General features: G+C 52.8%; 21 protein-coding genes. 9 read left to right on the plus strand and 12 right to left on the minus strand.

Annotation, left to right across the window (positions count from 1 at the left end):
• Nucleotides 1-227: 227 nt before the first annotated feature.
• From entF to fes, 3 genes are read right to left on the minus strand one after another with little or no spacing between them, the layout of a single operon-like run.
• A complete protein-coding gene (gene entF / locus SK39_RS04930) occupies nt 228-4,118 on the minus strand; it encodes an enterobactin non-ribosomal peptide synthetase EntF (RefSeq protein ID WP_048216714.1) in 3,891 nt (1,296 codons plus the stop codon).
• Entirely contained in the window at nt 4,115-4,333 is a 219-nt protein-coding gene (locus SK39_RS04935; protein ID WP_003835654.1) for an MbtH family protein, read from the minus strand. The genes entF and SK39_RS04935 overlap by 4 nt, the downstream gene beginning before the upstream one ends.
• Nucleotides 4,334-4,363: 30 nt before the next feature.
• Nucleotides 4,364-5,581, minus strand: a complete 1,218-nt coding sequence (gene fes, locus SK39_RS04940) for an enterochelin esterase (RefSeq protein ID WP_048216715.1) — start codon at nt 5,579-5,581, stop codon at nt 4,364-4,366.
• 253 nt (nt 5,582-5,834) lie between these two features.
• On the opposite strand from fes, the gene SK39_RS04945 reads away from it, so the two are divergent.
• Entirely contained in the window at nt 5,835-8,129 is a 2,295-nt protein-coding gene (locus SK39_RS04945; RefSeq protein ID WP_003022009.1) for a TonB-dependent siderophore receptor, read from the plus strand.
• A 48-nt stretch (nt 8,130-8,177) separates the two neighbouring features.
• Nucleotides 8,178-8,831 (plus strand): enterobactin synthase subunit EntD, encoded by a 654-nt coding sequence (gene entD, locus SK39_RS04950; protein WP_032937075.1) that lies wholly within the window; start codon nt 8,178-8,180, stop codon nt 8,829-8,831.
• Here entD and SK39_RS04955 read toward each other — a convergent pair.
• On the minus strand, nt 8,806-9,525 hold the full coding sequence (locus SK39_RS04955) for a GNAT family N-acetyltransferase (protein WP_032936908.1): 720 nt from the start codon (nt 9,523-9,525) through the stop codon (nt 8,806-8,808). The genes entD and SK39_RS04955 overlap by 26 nt on opposite strands.
• Before the next feature lie 142 nt (nt 9,526-9,667).
• On the opposite strand from SK39_RS04955, the gene SK39_RS04960 reads away from it, so the two are divergent.
• Together SK39_RS04960 and SK39_RS04965 are read left to right on the plus strand one after the other, a co-directional pair.
• A complete protein-coding gene (locus SK39_RS04960; protein ID WP_048216716.1) occupies nt 9,668-10,786 on the plus strand; it encodes a YbdK family carboxylate-amine ligase in 1,119 nt (372 codons plus the stop codon).
• Between the two features lie 67 nt (nt 10,787-10,853).
• Nucleotides 10,854-11,102, plus strand: coding sequence for a DUF1158 domain-containing protein (locus SK39_RS04965; RefSeq protein ID WP_003835669.1), 249 nt, complete (start codon nt 10,854-10,856; stop codon nt 11,100-11,102).
• Nucleotides 11,103-11,123: 21 nt separating this feature from the next.
• Here the strand turns inward: SK39_RS04965 and SK39_RS04970 are convergent, their stop codons facing one another.
• Nucleotides 11,124-11,465, minus strand: coding sequence for a RamA family antibiotic efflux transcriptional regulator (locus SK39_RS04970; protein WP_003021996.1), 342 nt, complete (start codon nt 11,463-11,465; stop codon nt 11,124-11,126).
• Nucleotides 11,466-11,482: 17 nt separating this feature from the next.
• Complete coding sequence (locus tag SK39_RS04975) at nt 11,483-12,595, minus strand: MBL fold metallo-hydrolase (RefSeq protein ID WP_032936911.1); 1,113 nt, start codon at nt 12,593-12,595, stop codon at nt 11,483-11,485.
• A 189-nt stretch (nt 12,596-12,784) separates the two neighbouring features.
• On the opposite strand from SK39_RS04975, the gene SK39_RS04980 reads away from it, so the two are divergent.
• The 4 genes from SK39_RS04980 to SK39_RS04995 all read left to right on the plus strand — a co-directional run bounded on the left by SK39_RS04980 (nt 12,785) and on the right by SK39_RS04995 (nt 15,816).
• On the plus strand, nt 12,785-13,366 hold the full coding sequence (locus SK39_RS04980) for a TetR/AcrR family transcriptional regulator (RefSeq protein ID WP_003835677.1): 582 nt from the start codon (nt 12,785-12,787) through the stop codon (nt 13,364-13,366).
• Nucleotides 13,366-13,734, plus strand: a complete 369-nt coding sequence (locus SK39_RS04985; RefSeq protein ID WP_016149755.1) for an MmcQ/YjbR family DNA-binding protein — start codon at nt 13,366-13,368, stop codon at nt 13,732-13,734. Before SK39_RS04980 ends, SK39_RS04985 begins: the two co-directional genes overlap by 1 nt.
• Before the next feature lie 119 nt (nt 13,735-13,853).
• Nucleotides 13,854-14,507, plus strand: coding sequence for an oxygen-insensitive NAD(P)H nitroreductase (gene nfsB / locus SK39_RS04990; protein WP_003021982.1), 654 nt, complete (start codon nt 13,854-13,856; stop codon nt 14,505-14,507).
• A 64-nt stretch (nt 14,508-14,571) separates the two neighbouring features.
• On the plus strand, nt 14,572-15,816 hold the full coding sequence (locus tag SK39_RS04995; RefSeq protein ID WP_003835682.1) for a mechanosensitive ion channel family protein: 1,245 nt from the start codon (nt 14,572-14,574) through the stop codon (nt 15,814-15,816).
• Between the two features lie 3 nt (nt 15,817-15,819).
• Here the strand turns inward: SK39_RS04995 and SK39_RS05000 are convergent, their stop codons facing one another.
• The 5 genes from SK39_RS05000 to pheP form a co-directional block, all read right to left on the minus strand.
• Nucleotides 15,820-16,800 (minus strand): LacI family DNA-binding transcriptional regulator, encoded by a 981-nt coding sequence (locus SK39_RS05000; protein WP_003835685.1) that lies wholly within the window; start codon nt 16,798-16,800, stop codon nt 15,820-15,822.
• A gap of 77 nt (nt 16,801-16,877) precedes the next feature.
• Nucleotides 16,878-18,029, minus strand: a complete 1,152-nt coding sequence (locus SK39_RS05005) for a Gfo/Idh/MocA family protein (protein WP_032936912.1) — start codon at nt 18,027-18,029, stop codon at nt 16,878-16,880.
• Entirely contained in the window at nt 18,026-19,054 is a 1,029-nt protein-coding gene (locus SK39_RS05010) for a sugar phosphate isomerase/epimerase family protein (RefSeq protein ID WP_003835689.1), read from the minus strand. Before SK39_RS05010 ends, SK39_RS05005 begins: the two co-directional genes overlap by 4 nt.
• 15 nt (nt 19,055-19,069) lie before the next feature.
• The gene (locus tag SK39_RS05015) at nt 19,070-20,311 is read right to left on the minus strand and encodes an MFS transporter (RefSeq protein WP_003835691.1); all 1,242 of its coding nucleotides are present in this window, start codon (nt 20,309-20,311) and stop codon (nt 19,070-19,072) included.
• 179 nt (nt 20,312-20,490) lie between these two features.
• On the minus strand, nt 20,491-21,885 hold the full coding sequence (gene pheP / locus SK39_RS05020) for a phenylalanine transporter (protein WP_003021979.1): 1,395 nt from the start codon (nt 21,883-21,885) through the stop codon (nt 20,491-20,493).
• A 246-nt stretch (nt 21,886-22,131) separates the two neighbouring features.
• On the opposite strand from pheP, the gene SK39_RS05025 reads away from it, so the two are divergent.
• Nucleotides 22,132-23,307, plus strand: a complete 1,176-nt coding sequence (locus SK39_RS05025) for a coiled-coil domain-containing protein (RefSeq protein WP_003021972.1) — start codon at nt 22,132-22,134, stop codon at nt 23,305-23,307.
• A 17-nt stretch (nt 23,308-23,324) separates the two neighbouring features.
• On the opposite strand, the gene SK39_RS27060 is transcribed toward SK39_RS05025, so the two are convergent.
• Complete coding sequence (locus tag SK39_RS27060) at nt 23,325-23,495, minus strand: hypothetical protein (RefSeq protein WP_156182975.1); 171 nt, start codon at nt 23,493-23,495, stop codon at nt 23,325-23,327.
• Between the last annotated feature and the right edge of the window lie 8 nt (nt 23,496-23,503).

Genomic DNA, 23,503 nt, shown 5'->3' on the forward strand with positions numbered 1-23,503 from the left:
GTTGCGTGACCTGAAAACTTTCCCAAAAGAAAAACATTTCTGTAGGGAGAGTCTACCAGTTAGTCAGAATAATCCGAAACACTCTTTGTGCTGGAAGCCCTACCAAAAATTATATTAGGAATTTATTCACCCCTTTAATCGCCCTCTGTCCCCAAGAAGATCAACTCCATAACATATCATTTACATTATGGAGTTATTCGATCGTTCCGATAACGAAATAAGTCTGGTTATACCGATTTATTGATCAGGGTGTTTATGATTGGCCCTATCACCTCAAACGAGGCGGGGGAAATAATATCAACATGCGCGCAGTCGTGGCGGTAAACATCCAGACTGGATATCCACGGGGCCCAGCTACGTTCAGGGCTGACACCCGGCACTAAGGTACGCTCAGCAACGAACAGCGTGGCGTGGCCTGCAAACGGCACGCTGTGTGCCGTCGTGAGCAGGCGAACCGCATCGGCATAGTTGCCTTCGATAGCGTTAAATAAGGCCTCTGACGCATTCCCCTGCTGCGTCGCCAGAAAGGCTTCGCGTTCACGCTCGATCTCCGCCAGCACCGCTGGATCCAACCCATTGGCCTCTTTTTCTTGCCAGTTTTGCGTCTCTGGCGGCCAGGTATCCAACAGACCGAGGAATGCAACCGACTCTCCTCTGGCATGTAAGCGCGCGGCGATCCCCTGAGCCAGCGTGCCGCCCAGCGAATAACCTAATAAATAGTAAGGTCCGTGAGGTTGTTGACTGAGCAGCGTTGCCAGGTGATGTTCGCATACCGAGTCGAGATTTTCCGCCGTCTGCATCGGGCCATCCGGTCGTGGCGACTGAATACCCATAATCGACCACTGAGGGCTGAGATAGCGCGACAGCACGCTAAACTGCCAGGCAAAACCCGACGCCGGATGGAAGCAGAACAACGTTGGGCCGTAACTTTCACGCAGTGGCAATAGCGTCTCAAATCCCAGACGCTGCGACTGTTCATCATCATTGCTCTCCAGCAATGCGCTCAGTTGTTCCACGGTGGAAGCCACCATAATCTGCCCGGGCGTCACCTGACGCTCAAAAATGCGGCTCAACTGCGCTGCCAGCTTCATCGCCAGCAGCGAATGCCCACCAAGCGCAAAGAAATCAGCCTCTACATCATTCACCTCACAATCCAGCAAGGCCGCAAAAGACTGCGCGATGGTGGTCTCAGTCCCTGTTCGCGGTGCGCGCCCGGAAACACGCGACATCAACTGCGGCATCGGTAGCGCTTTACGATCCAGTTTGCCGTTCGCGCTAAGCGGCAGCTCCGCCAGTTGTAACAATACCGTCGGTACCATGTGCGCAGGCAGTTTTTCGCGCAGACGTTCCCGCAACACAGTCGTATCCAGCGGCAAACCCGATTGCGACACCAGATACCCCACCAGTTGGCGCGCATCGCCGCCTGTCGCCGCAGCCTGGTTGAATACGCAGGCATGGGCAACGGCATGCTCGACATCAGGCAACTGCTGCATCACCCGGTCAATCTCGCCGAGCTCAATGCGCTGTCCACGAATTTTAAGCTGGTCATCGCTGCGCCCGAGGTATTCCACCGCGCCATTTTCCAGCCAGCGCGCCACATCTCCGGTACGGTACATACGTTCACCGACGTTAAACGGATCGGCGATAAAGCGGCTCGCCGTCAGATCCGGACGCCCCAGATAGCCTTGCGCCAGTTGGATCCCCGTCAGATACAGGTCCCCCGCTACGCCGAAAGGCACCGGGCGCATCATGGCATCCAGAATGCGTAAACCGGTATTCCAAACCGGATAGCCAATCGGCACGCTGTTGCCGGTTACGGCAGCGAGATCTTCTCCCCAGGCCGGATACCAGCTCACATCGACCGCAGCTTCCGTTGGTCCGTACAAATTGTGCAGTGGCGCATGAGTCAACTGCTCCCACTCACGGCATAAATCGGCTGGCAAGGCTTCGCCGCTGCAAAATACCCATTTCAGAGAGGCACAACTCTCCCGCGCGGTTTCCGGCGTCAGTGAAGCGACAAAAGCGGCCAACATAGAGGGGACAAAGTGCGTGGTCGTCACCCCATAACGGGCAAAGAACTGCTGCATCACCAGCGGATCGCGGTGCGCTTCAGGTTCTGCCATGACCAGTTTTGCCCCGGCAATAAACGGCCAGAAAAACTCCCATACCGAGACGTCAAAACTGCATGGCGTTTTTTGCGCCACCACATCATCTGCGGTCAGCGGATAGTGATTTTGCATCCACAGCAGACGGTTAACGATGGCGGTTTGCCCAACCATCACCCCTTTTGGTCTACCGGTAGAACCGGAAGTAAAAATGATATAGGCCGTATGATTGGGTTGAGATAGCGCCAACGGAGCAGCATCTTCTGCTGGCAGCGGCGAGTCATAGCACAGACTTTCCAGCCCTGGGATATCGCTAAAACGCGCCAGTTGCTCTTCAGTCGCTATCAACAATTTTGGCTTCGCGTCTTCGAGCATCATCCGCAGGCGATCGTCCGGGTATCCGGTATCCAACGGCAGCCAGGCAGCTCCGGCTTCCACAATACCGTGCAGCGCCAGCGTCAGGAACACAGAACGCGGTAATGCCACAGCTACGCTGTCGCCAGGACGGACGCCGCGTTCGCGCAGAAGGCTCGCCAACGCCACGACCTGCTGGCGCATTTCGCGATAGCTAAACTGATAACGGGCATCGGCCAGCGCCGGGGCATCCGGCGTTTTATCGGCCTGCTGTGTCACCAGTGCGCTAAGCGTAGTGAACGGGATCTCCACGGTCGTGTCGTTAATCTTCGCCAGCCGCTCATGTTCTGTAGGCAACAGCATCCCGGCGTCGCCGCAGCATAGCGACGGATTGTCAGCAAACTGCTCGATAAGCCCGATTAAACGCGAGGCATGCTGCGCCAGCGTTTCTGCATCGTAGCGCTGTTTATTGGCCAGGATTTCAATACTCAGCCCGCCGTTTTCATCCGGGAACAACGCCAGTTCAAGATCGTTCACCGGTCCTGTCGCCAGCGTATGAGTTTGCGCCTGAACGCCGGGAATATTCAGATGATAGTCGAATATTTTCACATTCAGCACCGGGCCAAACAGCGGCTCTGCACCGGCTGCACGCCCGCTGTCGCGAACGATTTGTTCGGCATCATAACGTTGATGCCGACGCATTTTCTTCAACTGCCCGGCCAGTCGTTGTGCAAGCTCAGGCAAGCTTTCTGCCGCATCCAGCCTCACACCAAATGGCAGAACGTTTAAAACCGGTCCAGTGGACGTCAACGCCGCCGAGCCCATGCGCCGCATAAAGATAAATCCGGCGGCATAATCCATTCGGCTGCATAAGCGTCCCAGCCACAATGCCACCAGCGCAAGGGCCAGATCCGCACGCTGAACGTCAGGCATGCGTGCCGCAAGCCGGCGAAACGCTCCTTCAGGCGCGGTTAACTTCATGCGAATAATATCCGCGCTGGCCGAGCGTCCCGGCAACGGATTGTTCGACAGCGAAGCAGGAGGTGGGAGTTGCTTTCGCTGATCGCGCCAGAAGGCGCCGTCGCGTTGCCAGGCATCACTTTGACGGTACTGTTGATACTCTTCCACCACCTCGGCGAACGGCGTAAAAGGCGAGTCTGGCGTAGACTCGCCATCTAGCCATGCGCGATAGATTTCGGCTATCTGGCGGGTAATGGCCGGGAAGCTGAAGCCATCGACCAGCAAATGATGGTAACGCTGATACCAATACCAACGTTTATCTCCCACCTGTATAAGCTGGTGAAAAACCAGCGGCTTATTGCCGTCAGCACGTATGTCCTGCTGCAGGTCTGCCTGCATCAACGCACGCGCCGCCTCATGTGGGTTGGATTTTTCGCGCAGATCGATGATTTCGGGTTGCGCAAAAGTGAGCGCAGGATCCACCCATTGCCAGACCTCGCCGTTATCTTCGCTAAACTGCATTCGCAAGGTATCGGCCTGCTCCAGGCCCGCCACAACCGCTTTCGCCAGCAACAACGCGTCCAGTTCGCCGGTTAATTCTACGTAGTGCGCCACGCTCCACGCCGATGGCAATGTGGAGAGTTTTTCCGCCATCCAGATCCCCGGCTGAGCCGCCACTAACGGTAAACGCTGAGTCATGGAGCCTCCTGCACATCGACATAGTTCGCGGGCGTCAGCGTGGTCCAGTTTGCATCCAGCCATTGCTGGCAGGCTTCCTGGGATTGGGGTTCGCAAGCAATTTGCCAACCAGCAGGAAGTGAACACTGCTGCGGCCAAAGGCTAAACTGACGTTGGGGATTTTGCAGAATGTAAAACTGGCCCTGCGGATTATCGAAGGGGTTACTGAATTCCATACTCAACTCCTGTCGTGGAACGTCGTCCGGTTAAATCGTGTCGGTAAGCGGTTGCCAGAGCGTCATTAGCCCTTGCATCAGACCGCCGCGCCAACAAAGCGCATCGTGTCCACCATCAACCTGACGCCAGAAAATAGACTGTAGTGCAGAAGGTAACTGGGCATATAACGCCTGATTAGCGCGATAAATAATGGGCTCGCGGATCCCCGCTTCCAGTACAATACGCAGTCCCTGAGCGCTGATGGTCCCGGTCTTCAGTTGCTCGACGATCGCTCCGTCCTGACCACCACCACGATGCGGCCACCAGTAAGAGCCCGACTGGCTAAGAACACAGCCAAAGCGCGCGGGCCAGTTCAGCCCGGCATACAGCGATGACAACCCGCCAAAACTTTGTCCGGCGACCACAGTACGCTGCGGATCGTCACTGAATGCGGTCGTCGTCTTCACCAGCGGCAACAGCTCCTCTTGTACCGCCAACCAAAAATCCGCGTTACACGGCAGTTCGCGGCTACGGTGAGCCGTGTCGATGGCATCAATCAGGAGATAAACGGCAGGAGGAAGGTGTCCACGATGCGTAAGTGAAGTTAGCGCAGGCCAGACCGGCATACTCTGTGCCCAAAACTGCCCATCCAGCAGGATAGCCAGCGGACGAGATTCCGCTTGGGCCTCTCCGGTGGTAAATACCCATACGCGACGCGTATTACCGAGCCTGGCGCTACGCCATTGCAGGCAAACTGCGGGTGAATCGGGGTTTTCAGGTCGATCCCATCCGGGCTGTACGGGCGCCTCCGGCATTTCCAGCGCAGACACCGCATGACCGCGACCGCCCTGCCAGCTCTGCGGATTAAGGGGATCGGCAATGGCCTGCGGCAGCAATTGCCGCCAGCCTTCACGCAGTACGCTTCGGTCAGGCGCTGCGCCCACCGCCAGCGAGGAAAAGATATCGTTTCGTGTTGTCGGGATAAAACAGTAGCTGCCGCGCCAGTTGGCGCTGAGAGAAACACGCCAGCACCAAACATTTGTTCCATCAATGCGTTGCATCGACTGAGGGGTAGCGTTTTGATGATGATCGGTGACGCCAGTGATATAGACCCACACGCGATGAATGGCTGACTCTTTCTCCGTTCCCTGCGGGTCACGCCACCAGAAGGTTACCCGATAATTTCCGTTGTCTTCACGCTCCCACTCCGGGCCTTTTTTTGACTGCCACCACGCCTCGCTTCCCATCTTTAACGTCGTCACCGCCATAACCCCATGTTTATTGTGAAATTTTATGATCTAGCGTGAAATATATTGATAATATTATTGATAACTATTTGCATTTGCAATAGCGTATTGTCGCGCTGTGGGAAGCGCGCACAGTTTTTCACCACTTATAAACCGACCTGGCGCTGCGTACTTTTTCTGGAATGGATAGTTTACGCAGATGCGGGCGACATCAGACCAAATGCCGCACCGAGGCACATTGGTACTCGTGGCTAAAAGAACAGCAGGACATACAATGAACAACAAGATTCATTCACTGGCCTTATTGGTCAATTTAGGGATTTACGGGGTAGCCCTGCCAGCAATGGCAGAAGATCAAACCGATAGCGTCGCTGTCTCTCATGAAGACACCATCGTCGTTACCGCCGCCCAGCAGAACCTACAGGCGCCGGGCGTGTCAACCATTACCGCTGATGAAATTCGTAAGAACCCTCCCGCTCGCGATGTGTCGGAAATCATCCGTACCATGCCTGGCGTTAACCTGACCGGTAACTCAACCAGCGGTCAGCGCGGCAACAACCGCCAGATCGATATTCGCGGCATGGGGCCAGAAAACACCCTGATTTTGATCGACGGTAAACCGGTTACCAGCCGTAACTCCGTGCGCCAGGGCTGGCGCGGCGAACGCGATACCCGCGGCGATACCGCATGGGTTGCTCCGGAAATGATTGAACGTATTGAAGTGCTGCGCGGTCCTGCCGCAGCACGCTATGGCAATGGCGCAGCTGGCGGTGTGGTGAATATCATCACCAAGAAAGGCGGCGATGAGTGGCATGGTTCCTGGAATACCTATTTCAACGCCCCGGAACACAAAGAAGAAGGTTCAACCAAGCGTACCAACTTTAGTCTGAATGGCCCGCTGGGCGGAGATTTCAGCTTCCGCCTGAACGGTAACCTCGACAAAACCCAGGCCGATGCCTGGGACATCAACGACGGTCACCAGTCAGCACGTACAGGGTCATATGCCGATACGATGCCTGCGGGTCGTGAAGGGGTAAAAAACAAAGATATCAACGGTCTGCTGCGTTGGGATTTTGCCCCAATGCAATCGCTGGAGTTTGAAGCCGGCTACAGCCGTCAGGGCAACCTGTATGCGGGTGACACTCAAAACACCAACAACGATAACAAAACTAACGGGCTGGTAAAAAAATACTACGGTAAAGAAACTAACCGTATGTACCGCCAGAACTATGCGCTGACGTGGAACGGCGGCTGGGACAACGGCATTACCACCAGCAACTGGGCGCAATACGAACACACCCGTAACTCCCGTTTGGGTGAAGGTCTGGCAGGTGGCCTTGAAGGGTTATTTAACAGTAATCAATTTACCGACACTGACCTGGCTGATGTCACCCTGCACAGCGAAATTAGCATTCCATTCGACCTGTTGGTTAACCAGAACCTGACGCTCGGTACCGAATGGAACCAGCAGCGTATGAAAGACATGAGTTCCAATACCCAGACCTTTATGGGCGGGAACATACCTGGTGCCAGCAGCACCGATCGTAGCCCGTATTCACAGGCTGAAATTTTCTCCCTGTTTGCAGAAAATAACATGGAGCTGACCGACAGCACCATGTTGACGCCGGGTCTGCGCTTCGACCACCACAGCGTCGTTGGTGACAACTGGAGCCCGTCCCTGAACCTGTCCCAAGGTCTGGGCGACGACTTTACGCTGAAAATGGGTATCGCACGGGCCTATAAAGCACCTAGCCTGTACCAGACTAACCCGAACTATATTCTGTACAGCAAAGGCCAGGGCTGCTATGCCACCGGTTCTGCGACGGGCATTGGTTGCTACATGATGGGCAATGATGACCTGAAGGCCGAAACCAGTATCAACAAAGAGATTGGTCTGGAGTTCAAACGTGACGGTTGGCTGGCCGGCGTAACCTGGTTCCGCAACGATTACCGTAACAAGATCGAAGCGGGGACTGTACCGCTAAGCAGAACGTCAATTACCCAGAAAAACCCGACTACGGGTAAAGAAACAACAACCTACACCGATATCTATCAGTGGGAAAACGTACCTAAAGCGGTGGTGGAAGGCCTGGAAGGGACGTTGAACGTACCGGTTAGCGAAACCGTTACCTGGACCAACAACATCACTTACATGCTGCAAAGTAAGAATAAAGAGACCGGCGAACGCTTGTCGATTATTCCTGAATACACGCTGAACTCAACGCTAAGCTGGCAGGCGCGTGAAGATTTGTCACTGCAATCCACCTTTACCTGGTACGGCAAACAACAGCCGAAGAAATATGATTACCAGGGTAAACCGGTGACCGGCAGTTCAGCCCAGGAAGTGAGCCCGTACAGCATCGTCGGCCTGAGCGCGACCTGGGATGTGACGAAAAACGTCAGCCTGACCGGCGGCGTGGATAACGTCTTCGACAAACGTCTGTGGCGTGAAGGTAATGCCCAAACAACCAGTGATATCAAAACTGGCGACTATATGGCGGGCGCTGGCGCGTACACCTATAACGAACCGGGCCGGACGTGGTTCATGAGCGTTAACACACACTTCTGATAACGCTTTCCCTCTCCTCGCTGCGGGGAGAGGGAAATCATAACTATGATGCACACAACGCACACACCACTCACTTTCGCAGAGCACACGCTGCACATTGTCGAGTTCGATCCCGACAGCTTCCATGAGCACGACCTGCTCTGGCTCCCTCACCATACTCAGCTTCAATCCTGTGGGCGTAAGCGTAAAGCTGAGCACTTAGCGGGGCGTATTGCCGCAGTACATGCATTACGTGAATACGGTATCAAAACTGTGCCTGGCATCGGCGGGCAGCGACAACCGCTGTGGCCACAAAAGTTGTTTGGCAGCATCAGCCACAGTACGTCAACTGCGCTGGCGGTGGTATCGACGCATCCCGTCGGACTGGATATAGAAGCTATTTTTACACCACAAACCGCAGTTGATCTGACTGGCGGCATTATCGATAACTGTGAACAACGGCTTTTACAGTTCAGTTTGGTTCCCTTTCCGCTCGCCTTAACCTTGGCGTTTTCCGCCAAAGAGAGCGTGTATAAAACATTTTCCGCGCAGGCATCGGAGCTGCCGGGATTTGCCAGCGCCAAAATAGTTGCACTCACAGCGACACACTTAACGGTGCAAATCACCCCGTCATTTTCGCAAAACCTCGGCGGACAGGAATTTAATGTTCGCTGGTTTCAGCATGATGAAAACATCATTACTCTGTGTGAAGCGACTTTGTAACAAAGTCCGCCATTGACCGGCGTTGCCGCCCGTGTTCATCAAAGTTCTCCGCAGCCAGCCAGCGTTGTAACACGGCGTCACACTGGGGCCATTCGCCGTCAATCATCGATAACCAGTCGCTGTCGCGATTGCGGCCCTTGCGCACAATCTTCTGGCGAAAGCGTCCTTCGAAGATAAACCCAAGGCGCTCCGCCGCTCGTCGAGAAGCGGTGTTCAGAGAATCGCATTTCCACTCCACGCGACGATAACCCAACGCAAACGCCTGGCGCAGCAGCAGCCAGATGCTTTCGGTGCCAAGTACCGTATTTTTCATGCGCGGTGACCAGGTCACATGACCAATTTCGACCGAACCGTGCTCGCGTTCGATCGCCATAAAACACACCAGTCCGACGGCTCGTCCGAAACGCTGATCAATGACGGCATAGGGAACCAGAGAGGCATCAGTGGATTTCCCCTCAACCCAACAAGCTGTAGCCTCAACGCTTGTGGGGCGAGAGCTTGCAAGCCAGGTCCAGTCGCGATCGTCCGGTGCCTGCGCGTAGGCATCAAACAGATCGGCGGCATGGCTGTCGGCATCCAGAGGAACCAGTCGACAATATTGACCGACAAGCGTTTCCCGTGGCAGTACGGTAGCGCCATTCCAGTCCGGCACAACATCGCCGACGGTCTGCCCATAAAGATTTATTTCCGGCACGATTCAACCCCAGTTGCGAAGTAAAAAATAGTTATAACACCAGCTATTTCACCTTCAAAGCGTCACCAGGGAATATCTGACAACGAACAGAAAATCAGCCGCCCTTCTATACTGATTAAAAATCAACGCTGAAGAGAGTCTTATGCCACTTCCCGATTTTCATGTTTCTGACCCTTTCACGTTAGGCATTGAACTGGAAATGCAGGTGGTCAATCCTCCGGGCTACGACCTGAGCCAGGATTCTTCCCGGCTGATTGACGCCGTAAAGCCGCTGCTTACCGCTGGAGAAGTCAAGCACGATATCACGGAAAGTATGCTGGAGATGGCGACTGGAGTTTGTCGCAATATCGACCAGGCGAGTGCTGAATTATCCGCCATGCAGCAGATAATCACGCGGGTTGCTGCAGAGCAGCACCTCGCCATTTGTGGCGGGGGTACGCATCCATTTCAAAAATGGCAACGTCAGGAAGTCTGCGATGACGAACGCTATCGGCGTAACCTGGAAAACTTCGGTTATCTCATTCAGCAGGCGACGGTATTTGGCCAGCATGTGCATATCGGCTGCGCAAACGGCGACGATGCCATATACCTTCTGCATGGCCTGTCGCGATTTGTTCCGCATTTTATTGCGCTCTCTGCCGCTTCACCTTATATGCAGACGTCCGACACGCGGTTTGCCTGCGCGCGACTGAATATATTCTCCGGATTTCCCGATAATGGCCCGATGCCATGGGTGAATAACTGGCAGGAATTCGAGGGGCTATTCCGTCGACTGGCTTACACCAGCATGATTGATAGTATTAAAGATTTACACTGGGATATCCGTCCCAGCCCACACTTTGGCACGGTAGAGGTTCGGGTAATGGATACGCCACTGACCCTTGATCATGCGGTCAATATGGCAGGGCTTATTCAGGCTACCGCCCACTGGTTACTCACCAAACGTCCGTTCAAGCACCAGGAGCGTGATTACCTGTTGTATAAATTCAATCGTTTTCAGGCCTGTCGCTTTGGTATGGCGGGAATCATCACCGACGTCAATACCGGCGACGGTTGTCGCTTGTCAGATGACACATTGCGACTACTGGAGAATGTTACTGTCTCTGCGGATAAAGTGGGCGCGGCCAGCGCGATTGAAGCTATACACCTGCAGGTTAAAAATGATCATGATGAAGCACAAAACATGCGTGACTTCGTCGCCGAAGGCGGGTCACTGAGTGGTCTGGTGAAAAAACATTGTGAGATTTGGGCCGGGCTTTGAGCGTGGGAATTTGCGTTGCCCGCAGAGATCCCGGACAATGGCTTTTTAACTCAAGTTTAACAATACCATGAAACACCCGCTTGAATCACTGATGACCGCCGCCGGGATCCTGTTGCTGGCATTTTTGTCCTGTCTGCTGCTGCCCGCCCCCTCAGTTGGCCTGGTACTGGCGCAAAAATTCGTGGCCACCTTTCATTTGATGGATCTCAACCAGTTTTATACTTTGCTGTTTTGTCTGTGGTTTTTACTGCTGGGGGTGATTGAGTATTTCGTTTTGCGCTTCATATGGCGGCGCTGGTTCTCGCTGGCGGATTAGGCCCGCGAGAACCCTTAGCTGTTAATGCGTTCGGCTATGATTTTCTTTGCGATAAGCGCCCGGCGGCTGGCTGAACGTACGGGTGAAAATACGCGTAAAGGTCTGCTGCGAATCGAATCCGTATTTCAAACAGATGTCGTACACTTTCTGGTCGGTATCGCGTAGATCGCGCGCGGCCAGTAGCAGCTTGCGTTCCCGAATGTAACGCCCGAGGCTTTCGCCTTTATACTGCATAAAAAGACGCTGCAGGTGCCATTTTGAATATCCCGCATGGCGTGCAATATCATCAATGCGCAATGGTTGATTCAAATTATCATCAATCCATTCAACAATCGTATCAATTACCTGAGCAGAAATCGTCATCATGCTCTCCCCTGTATTCATTGAGTCACCTGTTGCCACCAGGCCGTAAACAGTTGGTCCGGTGCGGACAGTATTACCGGTTCACCCAGCATTGGCGTCAGCAATCGGTAATCGTAACGACGGCTGGCAAGCGCCAGTCGTTTGTAAGGATCATCCCAGGTATGTTTCGCCAGAACGAAACGACCTGCATGCCCTGGTAGAACGGCTTTCGCATGCAGATCGACCGCAGCCTGTGCCGTCTCTTCCGGCATCATGTGAATAAACTTCCAGTCATGGTCATACTGGCCGTTCTCCATAATCGCCAAATCAACCGAGCCAAACTGCTCGCCGATGGCTTTAAAATGCGGTCCATAGCCGGAATCGCCGCTGTAATAAACGTTCTGCTCCGGCGTTTCAAACATGAAACTCGCCCATAGCGTCTGATTGCGCTTGATGCCTCTCCCCGAAAAATGACGGGCTGGCAACGCATGAACGATCAGCGAATCCGTTACTCTGATGGATTGATTCCAGTCCATCTCGTCGATTATCTCGCCGCGCATTCCCCAATAACGTAGATGTGACCCTACGCCAAGCGGCGTAATCACCCGCTTAATTTTCGGCATTAACGCCTTGATCGTAGCGAGATCCAGATGGTCATAGTGATCGTGCGAGATAATGAGCAGATCGATCTCCGGCATCGTCTGTGCGGACCACGGATAATCACCGGCAAAGGCTTTGTTCAGGAATGAAAGCGGTGCGGCATAGTTGCTAAACACGGGATCGATCAGGATACGTTGACCCGCCAGCTGCAAATACCACGAAGAGTGACCCAGCCAGACAAGCGTGTCCTGCTCTGGAGATAACCCGACGAGATCGGTCGCCACCAATGGCAACGGATGTGCTGGCCGCGCATTTTCGCGCTTAGCGACCAAAAACTCCCACCAGGCAGCCAGCATACTTTTGTTGCCGGTATAGCCCGGTGTTGGTACCTGGTTATGAAACTGTCCATCACGATAGTGCGGTGACTGTTCAACCTGACTCAGCTGTGCCCCTTTCGGTGCCTGACCAAACCCGGCATTGAGTAAAAACGGTAAACTTGCAGCTGCGCCAATGAGCATAATAACAACCACACAAACTGTGAGACGCTTCATATCCTGACCTTAAACACGCCCCCTTTCCGCTGGTTTGCGTGACTGACTCTTGATTATGAGTGAGTAAGCACTCATTATAGAAATCGAAAGTTCGCCGTCAAGATGATTTTCAATCTTTGACATTCACCGTTGCGGTGCTGCAAAGGCCGTGATTCAATCATGCTTTTTACAACTTAAGGGTAAAGTGTAGTGGCTCGTCCGAAGAGTGAAGACAAAAAATTGGCATTACTGGAAGCTGCAACCACAGCATTTGCACAATCAGGTATTGCGGCGTCTACCGCCGTAATTGCCCGCAATGCAGGTGTTGCGGAGGGAACGTTGTTTCGCTATTTCGCGACCAAAGATGATTTAATCAACGAGCTTTACCTCTTTTTAAAGCACGATCTCTGTCAGTCGATGATGGCAAATCTGGATCGCTCAGTGACCGATGCCAAAACCATGACTCACTATATCTGGAACAGCTACATTAGCTGGGGCCTGAACCATACCTGTGGGCATCGCACGATTCGCCAGTTAGCCGTTAGCGAGAAAATCAGCAAAGAAACAGAACAGCAGGCCGACGATATGTTCCCGGAACTGCGCGATCTTTGTCATCGCTCCGTGCGACCTGAGTTTATGTCTGACGAATATCGCGCCTTCGGCGATGGCCTTTTTCTCTCTTTGGCGGAAACCACCATGGAGTTCGCTGCCCGAGACTCTGCCCGGGCCAAGGAATACATATCGATGGGATTTGAAGCGATGTGGCGCGCGCTAACCCGCGAGGAACAATAATGGACGGCCTGACCCTGCCTACCTGTGCGAAACGCCTTGCGCTCGAACTGCCTTTTACCGAACACTGCTGGCCATTCGGCCCGGAATACGATGTATTCAAGGTTGGCGGTAAAATTTTTATGCTGGTCACGGAGCTTCGCGGACGTCCGCTTATTAACCTGAAATCCGATCCGCAAAAATCACTGTTAAACCAGCAGATCTACCCCAGCATTAAACCCGGCTATCACATGAATAAAAAGCACTGGATCTCGGTCTATCCGGGCGACGACATTACCGAGTCATTACTGGCAGAGCTGGTGAATGATTCCTGGCACCGCGTCGTTGACGGCTTGCCGAAGCGGGATCAAAAACGCCTGCGTCCAGACTGATTTATCGTTAACCCCGATAAGTGTTTTTGCATTTTCCTGTCTTATCTTTTTCCTGCTAACCCTGTACCCTGCTGAAACAAAACGTACCCGCAGGGTATAAAAAACCACCAGGAGTAGTTATGGATATTGTTTCTGTCGCCTTAAAACGTTACTCCACTAAGGCATTCGATCCGACTAAAAAACTGACCGCTGAGCAGGCCGAAAAATTAAAAACGCTGCTGCAGTTTAGCCCATCCAGCACCAACTCTCAGCCATGGCATTTTATCGTTGCCAGTACTGATGAAGGTAAAGCGCGTGTGGCCAAATCCGCAGCCGGCGGCTTTGTGTTCAACGAACGTAAAATGCTGGATGCTTCCCACGTAGTAGTGTTCTGCGCCAAAACGGCGATGGACGACGCGTGGCTGGAGCGCGTGGTGGATCAGGAAGAGAGCGATGGCCGCTTCGCCACCCCTGAAGCTAAAGCTGCAAACCACAAAGGTCGTACCTTCTTTGCTGATATGCATCGCAAAGAACTGAAAGATGACAACCACTGGATGGCAAAACAGGTGTACCTGAACGTTGGTAACTTCCTGCTGGGCGTTGCAGCAATGGGTCTGGATGCAGTGCCGATCGAAGGCTTTGATGCAGCGGTGATGGATGCAGAGTTTGGTCTGAAAGAAAAAGGTTTCACTAGCGTAGTGGTGGTCCCGGTGGGTCATCACAGCGTAGAAGATTTCAACGCCGCGCTGCCGAAATCCCGTCTGCCGCTGGAAACAACGCTGACAGAAGTCTAGTCCCCACATTTGCATAAGCTCCACACAGCGGTCATCATAGACCGCTGTTTATTAAGGAGACGTTATGCAGGAATTGATATCTCAGGTAGAAGAACTCGGCATTGAAATAAATCACACCACTTCGCTGGTGATGATTTTTGGCATTATTTTTATCACCGCCATTATTGTTCACGTTATTTTGCACTGGGTGGTATTACGCGCATTTGAAAAACGCGCCAGCACCAGTTCCCGTCTGTGGTTGCAAATTATCACGCAGAACAAATTATTCCACCGCCTGGCGTTTACGCTGCAAGGTATCATCGTCAATATACAGGCCACACTCTGGCTACAAAAAGGCAGTGAAGCGGCCGATATATTAGTGACTTGCGCACAGCTGTGGATCATGATGTACGCCCTGCTGTCCCTGTTTTCTCTGCTGGACGTTATTCTTAACCTGTCACAAAAGCTCCCAGCCGCATCCCAATTACCCTTAAAAGGTATATTTCAGGGTATCAAACTGATCGCCGCCATCCTGGTCGGGATCCTGATGATTTCCCTGCTGATAGGTCAATCGCCGGCAATACTGATAAGCGGCCTGGGTGCCATGGCAGCCGTGCTAATGCTGGTATTTAAAGACCCGATACTCGGTCTGGTGGCCGGAATACAGCTCTCGGCCAACGACATGCTTAAGCTTGGCGACTGGCTGGAAATGCCGAAATACGGTGCAGACGGTGCTGTTATCGATATTGGTTTAACCACCGTCAAAGTGCGCAACTGGGATAACACCATCACCACGATCCCCACCTGGTCACTGGTATCAGACTCTTTTAAAAACTGGAGCGGAATGTCGGCTTCAGGCGGTCGGAGAATTAAACGCAGCATCAGCATTGATGCCACCAGCATCCATTTTCTTGATGAGGATGAGCGTCAGCGACTACATAAAGCTCACCTGCTGAAACCGTATTTGACCACGCGTCACCAGGAAATCGACGCGTGGAATCAGCAATTAGATGCGCCTGAATCGGTATTGAATCACCGCCAAATGACCAATATTGGCACCTTCCGCGCTTATCTGAACGAATATTTGCGTCATCACCCGCGTATTCGCAAAGATATGACGTTAATGGTGCGCCAGCTTGCGCCAGACGATCACGGATTACCAATCGAAATTTATGCTTTTACCAATACGGTGGTCTGGCTGGAATATGAAAGTATTCAGGCTGATATCTTCGACCATATCTTTGCCGTGGTCGAAGAGTTTGGCCTGCGCATTCATCAGTCGCCTACCGGAAACGATATTCGCGCACTGTCTGGCGCGTTTCAGCGATAACGCTCAGGTACTGGCGCGTGAAATATAGCGCCAGTCCATCATCACCCTTTCCGTCTGCGCGTCAGGATTTTCTATTTTATTCAGCAGCAATCCTACCGCTTTGCGGCCTATATCCCGCGAGGGCTGCTCAATGGTCGAAAGCTGAGGGGAAACCATTTCTGCCAGTTCCGTACCGTCGAATCCAACGACGGCGATATCCTGCGGGATCTGTAATCCGGCATCGAAAATAGCTCGCATCGCACCAGCGGCTAACGTGTCCGATACGGCAAACACCGCGTCGGGTTTCACCTCTGCGGCAAGGAATGTTTTCATCGCCGCAATTCCTGCGCTGGAACTTAATTCACTGGCGTATTCCACGGCCTGATATTCAAGCGACAGCGCATGTAGCGCCGCTTTATAGCCGCGTTCGCGTAACCGGGCGTATTTATAACTTAGATCATGGTTGATTAAGGCAATGCGTTGGTAGCCCTTTTCCACCAGGTGAGATATTACCGACTGTGCAGCGTCAACATCGTTAATCCCGACGCAGGAAACCGCACCTTTATCAGCGTATTCCGCACACTGAACCCAGGGCGCGTCGCCAATCAGCGTAGTCAGTTCCGGTAATTTTGAGAATGCATCCATGGTGATAATGCCATCGACGATTTTCCCCGACAGCAACTTCAACGCCGATTTTGAGCGGGCTGTATCCGAGCCGGAATTACACAGCAAAATGCGATAGCCATTCTTCTCCGCCTCCTCTTCAATACCTTTAACAACCTCTGCACAAAAAGGGTTGGCAATGTTGGAAACCATTACCAGAATCATCGAACTACGTGCCGTACGCAACTGACGCGCCAGCAGGTTGGGCTGATAATTGCTTTCTTTAATAGCCTGTAGCACGCGCTCGCGATTTTTGGCTTTGACGGTATCGCTGTGATTCAGCACACGCGATACCGTCGCCACTGACACACCGGCAAGCTGAGCGATTTTTTGAATAGACATAACGACGACACATCCTGCGGTTTACGCTTTGCGTTGAGGCTACCATAAAATCGCCGCCTGGCGAACCGGATGCGTGTTTAGCGCTGTACTGATATCCAACGCTGCTGCTGATGGCTTTTTATAATTGCATCAATGATATACATCACATCCGCGCCATCAGAAAATGACGCAAATCGACGCTCCGCCGTCGCGGGCATTTTGCCTGCCGACACCGCCTGATAAAACTGCTGCATCATATTCTTGAACGCATCCGGCCAGCCCTCAATATGCCCGCCAGGAAAGTGCGCACTGGCAGCAACATCCGCATTCATCAATCCAGGGTCATCCGTCAGGATCTGGTTCGCCTGCTGACGGTGTCCAACCCAAAGCTGTTGCGGCGTTTCCTGATCCCAGTGCAGTGAACACTGGCTACCGTTAATTTCAAAGCTCAGGTGATTCTTGCGCCCTGCACTCACCTGCGAAACGCTAAAGCAGCCTTTGCTGCCATCATCAAAACGTACCAGCACCGATCCACGATCTTCCGTCGTAACCGCTTTATCCTCAAATTGCACATCAGCCATTTGCTGACCAAACGTAGCGTTACTGGCAATGCTGGCTTTACGTACCGGCCAGACGATAGCCAAATCTGCCATCACCTCGACAATACGTTTTCCAGTCACGAATTGCACCGTGTCACACCAGTGTGAACCGATATCCGCTATCGCCCGCGAATTGCCGCCCTGTACAGCATCGACCCGCCAGTTGTAGTCAGTCTCCAGCAGCATCCAGTCCTGCAAATAGCTCCCCTGAACGGCAAACAGACGGCCTACGCTGCCGCTTCTTACCATACTGGCCGCCTGCTGAACCATTGCAAACTGACGATAGACAAAGCTCACGCCGTGCACCACTCCCACCTGCTGTGCCAGCCTTTCCAGTTCACGAGCCTCATCCGGCGTCATACACAGCGGCTTTTCTGAAAACACATGCAGGCCCGCGCGTAAAATCTGCCGATTGATGTCGGCATGCAGATAATTCGGCGTACAGTTATGCACTACCTGCAGTCCGGGATGCGCCAGCAGCGCCTCAACGCTGCCATACGCATGAGGAATATGAAGAGCATCTGCACGTTCCTGGGCAACCGCCAGCGAGCTATCACAGAGCGCCACCACGTTCAGACCGCCGAGTCGACGCAATGCCTCAATATGTGCAGGTCCAATAAATCCGCTACCAATAATGCCAACCTGTATCATTTGCGTACCTCATCGCCAGCGGCGAAATCATCAAATGCGCGTGCAGAAACCGGAATAATATGGCGGCGTATAAAATCACTCCCCTCACGCGCCCCGGTTTGCGCGTCTTTCAGGCAACACTCCCATTCCAGCACCGCCCAGCCAGGGAAATCATATTGTGTGAGCTTGCTGAAGATCGTTTTGAAATCGACCTGCCCGTCCCCCAGGGAACGGAAACGCCCGGCACGATCGAGCCACGGCTGGTAACCGCCATAGGCACCGCTACGGCTACTGGCGTGGTACTCAGCGTCCTTGACGTGAAACGCTTTAATGCGGGAATGGTAAACATCGATAAATCCAAGATAATTCATCTGCTGCAATAACAGATGGCTAGGATCATAGAGAATGTTGCAGCGAGGATGATTATCAACCAGCGCCAGAAAACGCTCAAACGTCACGCCATCGTGCAGATCTTCGCCGGGATGGATCTCAAAGCAAACATCCACCCCATGATGATCAAAGCGATCGAGAATCGGTCTCCAGCGCCGCGCCAGCTCCAGAAAGGCCTCTTCAAAACGCTGACGATTATGCGGTGGCCATGGATAAAAGAAAGGCCAGGCGAGCGAACCTGAAAACGTGGCATGCGCAGTCAGCCCCAGTCTTTGCGAAGCCGCAGCGGCCTGGTGTAAGGTTTCGATGGCCCACGCCTGTCTGGCCTGCGGATTAGCGCGTACAGATGGCGGAGCAAATCCGTCAAAAGCGTCATCATAAGCCGGATGGACTGCAACCAGTTGACCTTCAAGATGGGTCGATAATTCGCTAATCACTAACCCATGCCCGGCCAGCATCCCGCGAATATCATCACAATAGGCCTGACTTACAGCAGCTTGTTCGACATCAAACAGCGACTTGTGATTACACGGGACTTGTAATGCCTTATAGCCCAGCTCCGCTGCCCATTTTGCCACGCCTTCCAGGGTGTTAAATGGCGGGCGTTCCCCGATAAATTGCGCCAGAAAAATGCCAGGCCCTTTGATGGTTTTCATAACCCCTCCTAAAAATTACGCCTGCTCTTTATCGTCATACTTGAAAGAGAAAAGGAAAATCACGGCAATGACTGCGGCAGCTACTGCCGGGATCCACCAGAATGTGGTCCATGCCTGAGGCACGGTTTGCCCCGCCACCAGCCGGTTGTAAAGTGCGCCTGAAATTTGCGAGCCCAGCAGCATCCCGATCCCATAGGTAAACATGACGATCATGCTTTGCGCCTGACCTTTTACTTTTTCCCCGGCGATACGATCGGTGTAAATAAAGCCGACCACGAAGAAGAAGTCGTAACACACGCCGTGCAGCAGAATGCCGAGATACAGCAGGAATCTGCCCTCTTCGCTGATGCCGAGGGCAAAGAAGGCATAACGCACGAACCAGGCGCACATCCCGATTAACAGCATGTATTTCACGCCCAGGCGTCTGAACAGGAAAGGGATTACCAGCATGAAGAAAATTTCAGACATCTGACCAAATGACATCGCCGTACTGACGTCGCCAACGCCCGCATCAGCAAGAAACGACGCGGTATATGCGTAATAGGTTCCCAACGGCACAGAGATGAGCGTCGCGCAGAGTGAGAAAACAAAAAAGTGACGAACCTTGAGTAAGGCGAAAGCATCCGCACAAAACAGATCGCGAACTTTTACCGGCAGTCCTTTCGCCGGTGCTGGTGTGTTGGGCAGCGTCAGGCTGTAGAGTGCCAGAATCACAGAGATAATCGCCGCCAGCGTAAAGATGCCGGTGGTGTCTGAAATTCCGGTTACACCGATAAAGATCCCCGCAACAATCCAGCCAATGGTGCCAAACACCCGCACCACCGGGAAGGTTTTGTCCTTATCCGACAGGCTATGAAAAGCAATGTTGTTAGTAAGCGCCAGAGTTGGCATATAGCACAACGTGTAGCCAAACAGCAGACCAATCAACAGCGCGCCGTTTTGCGCCACCAATGCCTGCGGAACAAACCACAGGATTGCCGCACCAGCAAGGTGCATCACTGCCATCACCTTTTGCGAGGCAAAGAAGCGATCTACCAGCATCCCTAAGACGAACGGCGACAGAATAGAAGCAATGGGCCCGGCTGAAAACGCATCCCCAATCAACAGTGACATGTTGTGCTGGCTCATCACCAGCCCCAGCGTGACGGACCAACTTCCCCAGATAAAGAACTGTAAGAACATCATTAGCGACAGCCGGGGCACCAGCAGCCGGTACTGTACGCTCTGTTTTCCACTACTTTCGGTTGTTGACACCATTTTTGCCCCACCCTTAAAAAGTAATCGATTACAAAATAGATTCAATAGAAAAGTAATCGATTACAAAATAAAGATCCTGTCAGCAAAAGCAAAATTGCGAGAACGGTCACGATAAACGTTGAGGGAGGATCCGATCCCATCCTGACGATGGGATCGGTAGCAACAAGATAGGTAGAAACTTAGCGGGACTTACGACGCAGCAGTTTGAAGGCCACAAACAAGAAAATGATCCACACTGGCAGCAGGATAGCTGACAGGCGCATCTCATCCATCGTACACATCAGCACCAGGATCATGCCAAGGAAAGCAATACACAGGTAGTTCCCTGCTGGATACAGCAGCGCTTTAAACTGCGTGTCACGGCCCTTGCGACGCATCGCCGCCCGGAATCGCAGATGTGCCAGGCAGATCATAATCCAGTTCAGCAGCAGCGTCGCCACCACCAGCGCCATCAGCAGGCTAAAGGCCTTTTGCGGCAGCACATAGTTGATCAGTACCACCAGCGACGTAATAGCACCGGAAAGGATCAGTGAATTCACCGGTACGCCGCGACGGCTGACGCGGGTTAAGAACTTCGGCGCGTTCCCCTGAACCGAGAGACCAAATAGCATACGACTGTTAGAGTAGACGCCACTGTTATACACCGACAGCGAAGCCACCAGGATGACAAAGTTCAGCGCAGAAGCCACCACGTTGCTATCAAGATTATGGAATATCATCACAAACGGGCTGCTGTTGGATTTCACTTCCACCCACGGGTATAGCGCCAACAGCACCACCAGAGAACCGATGTAAAACAGCAGAATACGGTACACCACCTGGTTTACCGCCTTTGGAATGCTTTTCTGCGGATCCTGCGCTTCCGCGGCGGTAATCCCGATAAGCTCCAGCCCGCCAAAGGAGAACATAATCACTGCCAGCGACAGAATTAATCCGTTCCAGCCGGTAGCAAAAAAGCCGTTGTAACGCCACAGGTTATCGATGCTTGCATGTTCCCCGCCGTTACCGGAAAACAGCATCCACACGCCAAAACCTATCATGCCGATAATGGCCAGCACTTTAATCAGTGCGAACCAGAATTCCGTTTCGCCATACAGACGTACGTTGACCAGATTGACGGCGTTGATGATCACGAAGAATGCCGCGGCCCAAATCCAGGTCGGGACATCGGGCAGCCAATACTGCATATAGATCCCGGCCGCTGTCAGTTCCGCCATACCGACCAGCACAAACATCACCCAGTAGTTCCAACCGGACAGAAAACCCGCGAACGGTCCCCAGTATTTATAGGCAAAGTGGGCAAAGGATCCGGAAACGGGTTCTTCCACTACCATTTCGCCCAGTTGACGCATGATCAAAAAAGCGATGATCCCGGCCACACCGTAACCCAGTAACACCGCAGGTCCCGCCATCTGAATAGCCGGGCCAATGCCCAAAAACAGGCCCGTACCAATTGCACCGCCCAGTGCAATTAACTGAATATGGCGGTTTTGCAACCCTCGTTGAAGCGTCGGCTCATTTGTTGACGCGGCATCAGACACGCTGGTGTCAGATGCAGTTGACGCGTTTTTCACGCCCTTCCCCTGTGTCGTTTTTATTGAAGGGGCTTCTTTTAACATTTCAACCTGGTTGTCGCAAGGCGCAATAAGGACCTGCCGTGCCTGTAGCATTGCGTTTGTTCATAATTACGGTGAATTATTCTGGACGAAAAGGCATGACAGGCCACAGAATGCGCTTTACTGTTTTTCTAACATTTTCAAACGGGTGAACCTGTTGTACTTCAGCCACTCGTTTTTGAGTCAGGCCAGGCAACGACTGTCATGAATAAGATCATCAAACGACTGGAAATCGTCAAAAGCGCTATTGAACTGGAAGATGAGGAGATTATTTTCCAGCAGGTGGCGCATCTTAAAAATGAGCCGTTATCCGTCGTGCCAGGCACCATTGTGCAGGCGATCGAAGAACGACGCTTTAGTGATGCCCTGCGTGAAATCTCGGCCTGGCTGCAATCTCAACGGGCAGTCTCTACGTGGCAGGATCCAGCCATTGCCGCCAGTAAGCTGGAACTCAAAGCGCTCGAAACACAGCTGCGTGACCTGATCGATAAGCGCAACACGCGCATTCAAATCCTCGATGATTTCAACGATCTGTATCACCTTCGTCTTGGACCGCTGATGAGCCGCATTCTCGAACTGCGTAAACAGCTCGCCGCCAGCGCCCAGCGCAAACAGGAAGCGGAGCGAAAACGCCGGGAAAAAGACTATCAATCCTGCCAGCACTATATTTCCCAGGCTGTTGATCAACTGGCAAGGCTCAAGCAGCACTGGATGAACCAGAATTCAGATTCGCGCGAATCGGTGGAAACACGCCAACGTATTCAGCAACAAACGGAACTGATTACCGCCCTTCTGGCGGAAATTCGTGAGTTGGAAAACGACTTTTCTCGCCAGGACGACAGCGCAACCCGTCAGGCACAGGAAGAGGCCAGCCATGAATATGATGAATATCAGGAGCAGCAGCAGGATGCGCAGCATCGTTTTAGTCGTGACCAGCGGCTTTCCTCTGATGAACGTAATGAGCTAAAACGCCTGTGGCGTCAGGCCAGCCGTCTTTGCCACCCGGACGTGGTAGCCGATGATCTGAAAGAGAAAGCGCATCAGATGATGGTGCAGCTTAACCAGGCACGCCAAAATGCCGATCTTGCCGCCGTCCGGGCGCTACTGACTCAATTGCAAAGCGGCCTCGAACCGATGATGGCGAGTGACCGATTGAACGATTTGCAGCATTTACGCAGCAAAATACAACAGCTCAGAGAACACATTAACGCGCTGCTGAAAGAGATTACCGAACTGGAAGCGGAGAACGCCTGGCGGCTTGCCACCTCCGTGACAGATAAAGAGGCCTACTTCTCCGATCAACAACGGGCGCTTACGGAAATCCGCAATACGCTGGAACAACAGGTGCAACAGGTTGAGCAGGAGCTGTTGGCGGGCTAAGCGCTATCGCTAGCGCATTAAGACAAAATGACACCTGCAAGCCAGATTTCAACATTAGGCACAAAAAGACCAAAAAAGGATAAAGCACTAATAAATTGCTTTAACGTAGAAATATAATCTGGAATAATCCTGTTTTTAGCCGATAGGTGTAAATTCGGCAATATTTCCCTCTTCTCCTGACCTTCCACCTCCTACG

The sequence above is a fragment of the Citrobacter sp. BIDMC107 genome (genome assembly GCF_001037575.1).
Lineage (GTDB): Bacteria > Pseudomonadota > Gammaproteobacteria > Enterobacterales > Enterobacteriaceae > Citrobacter > Citrobacter freundii.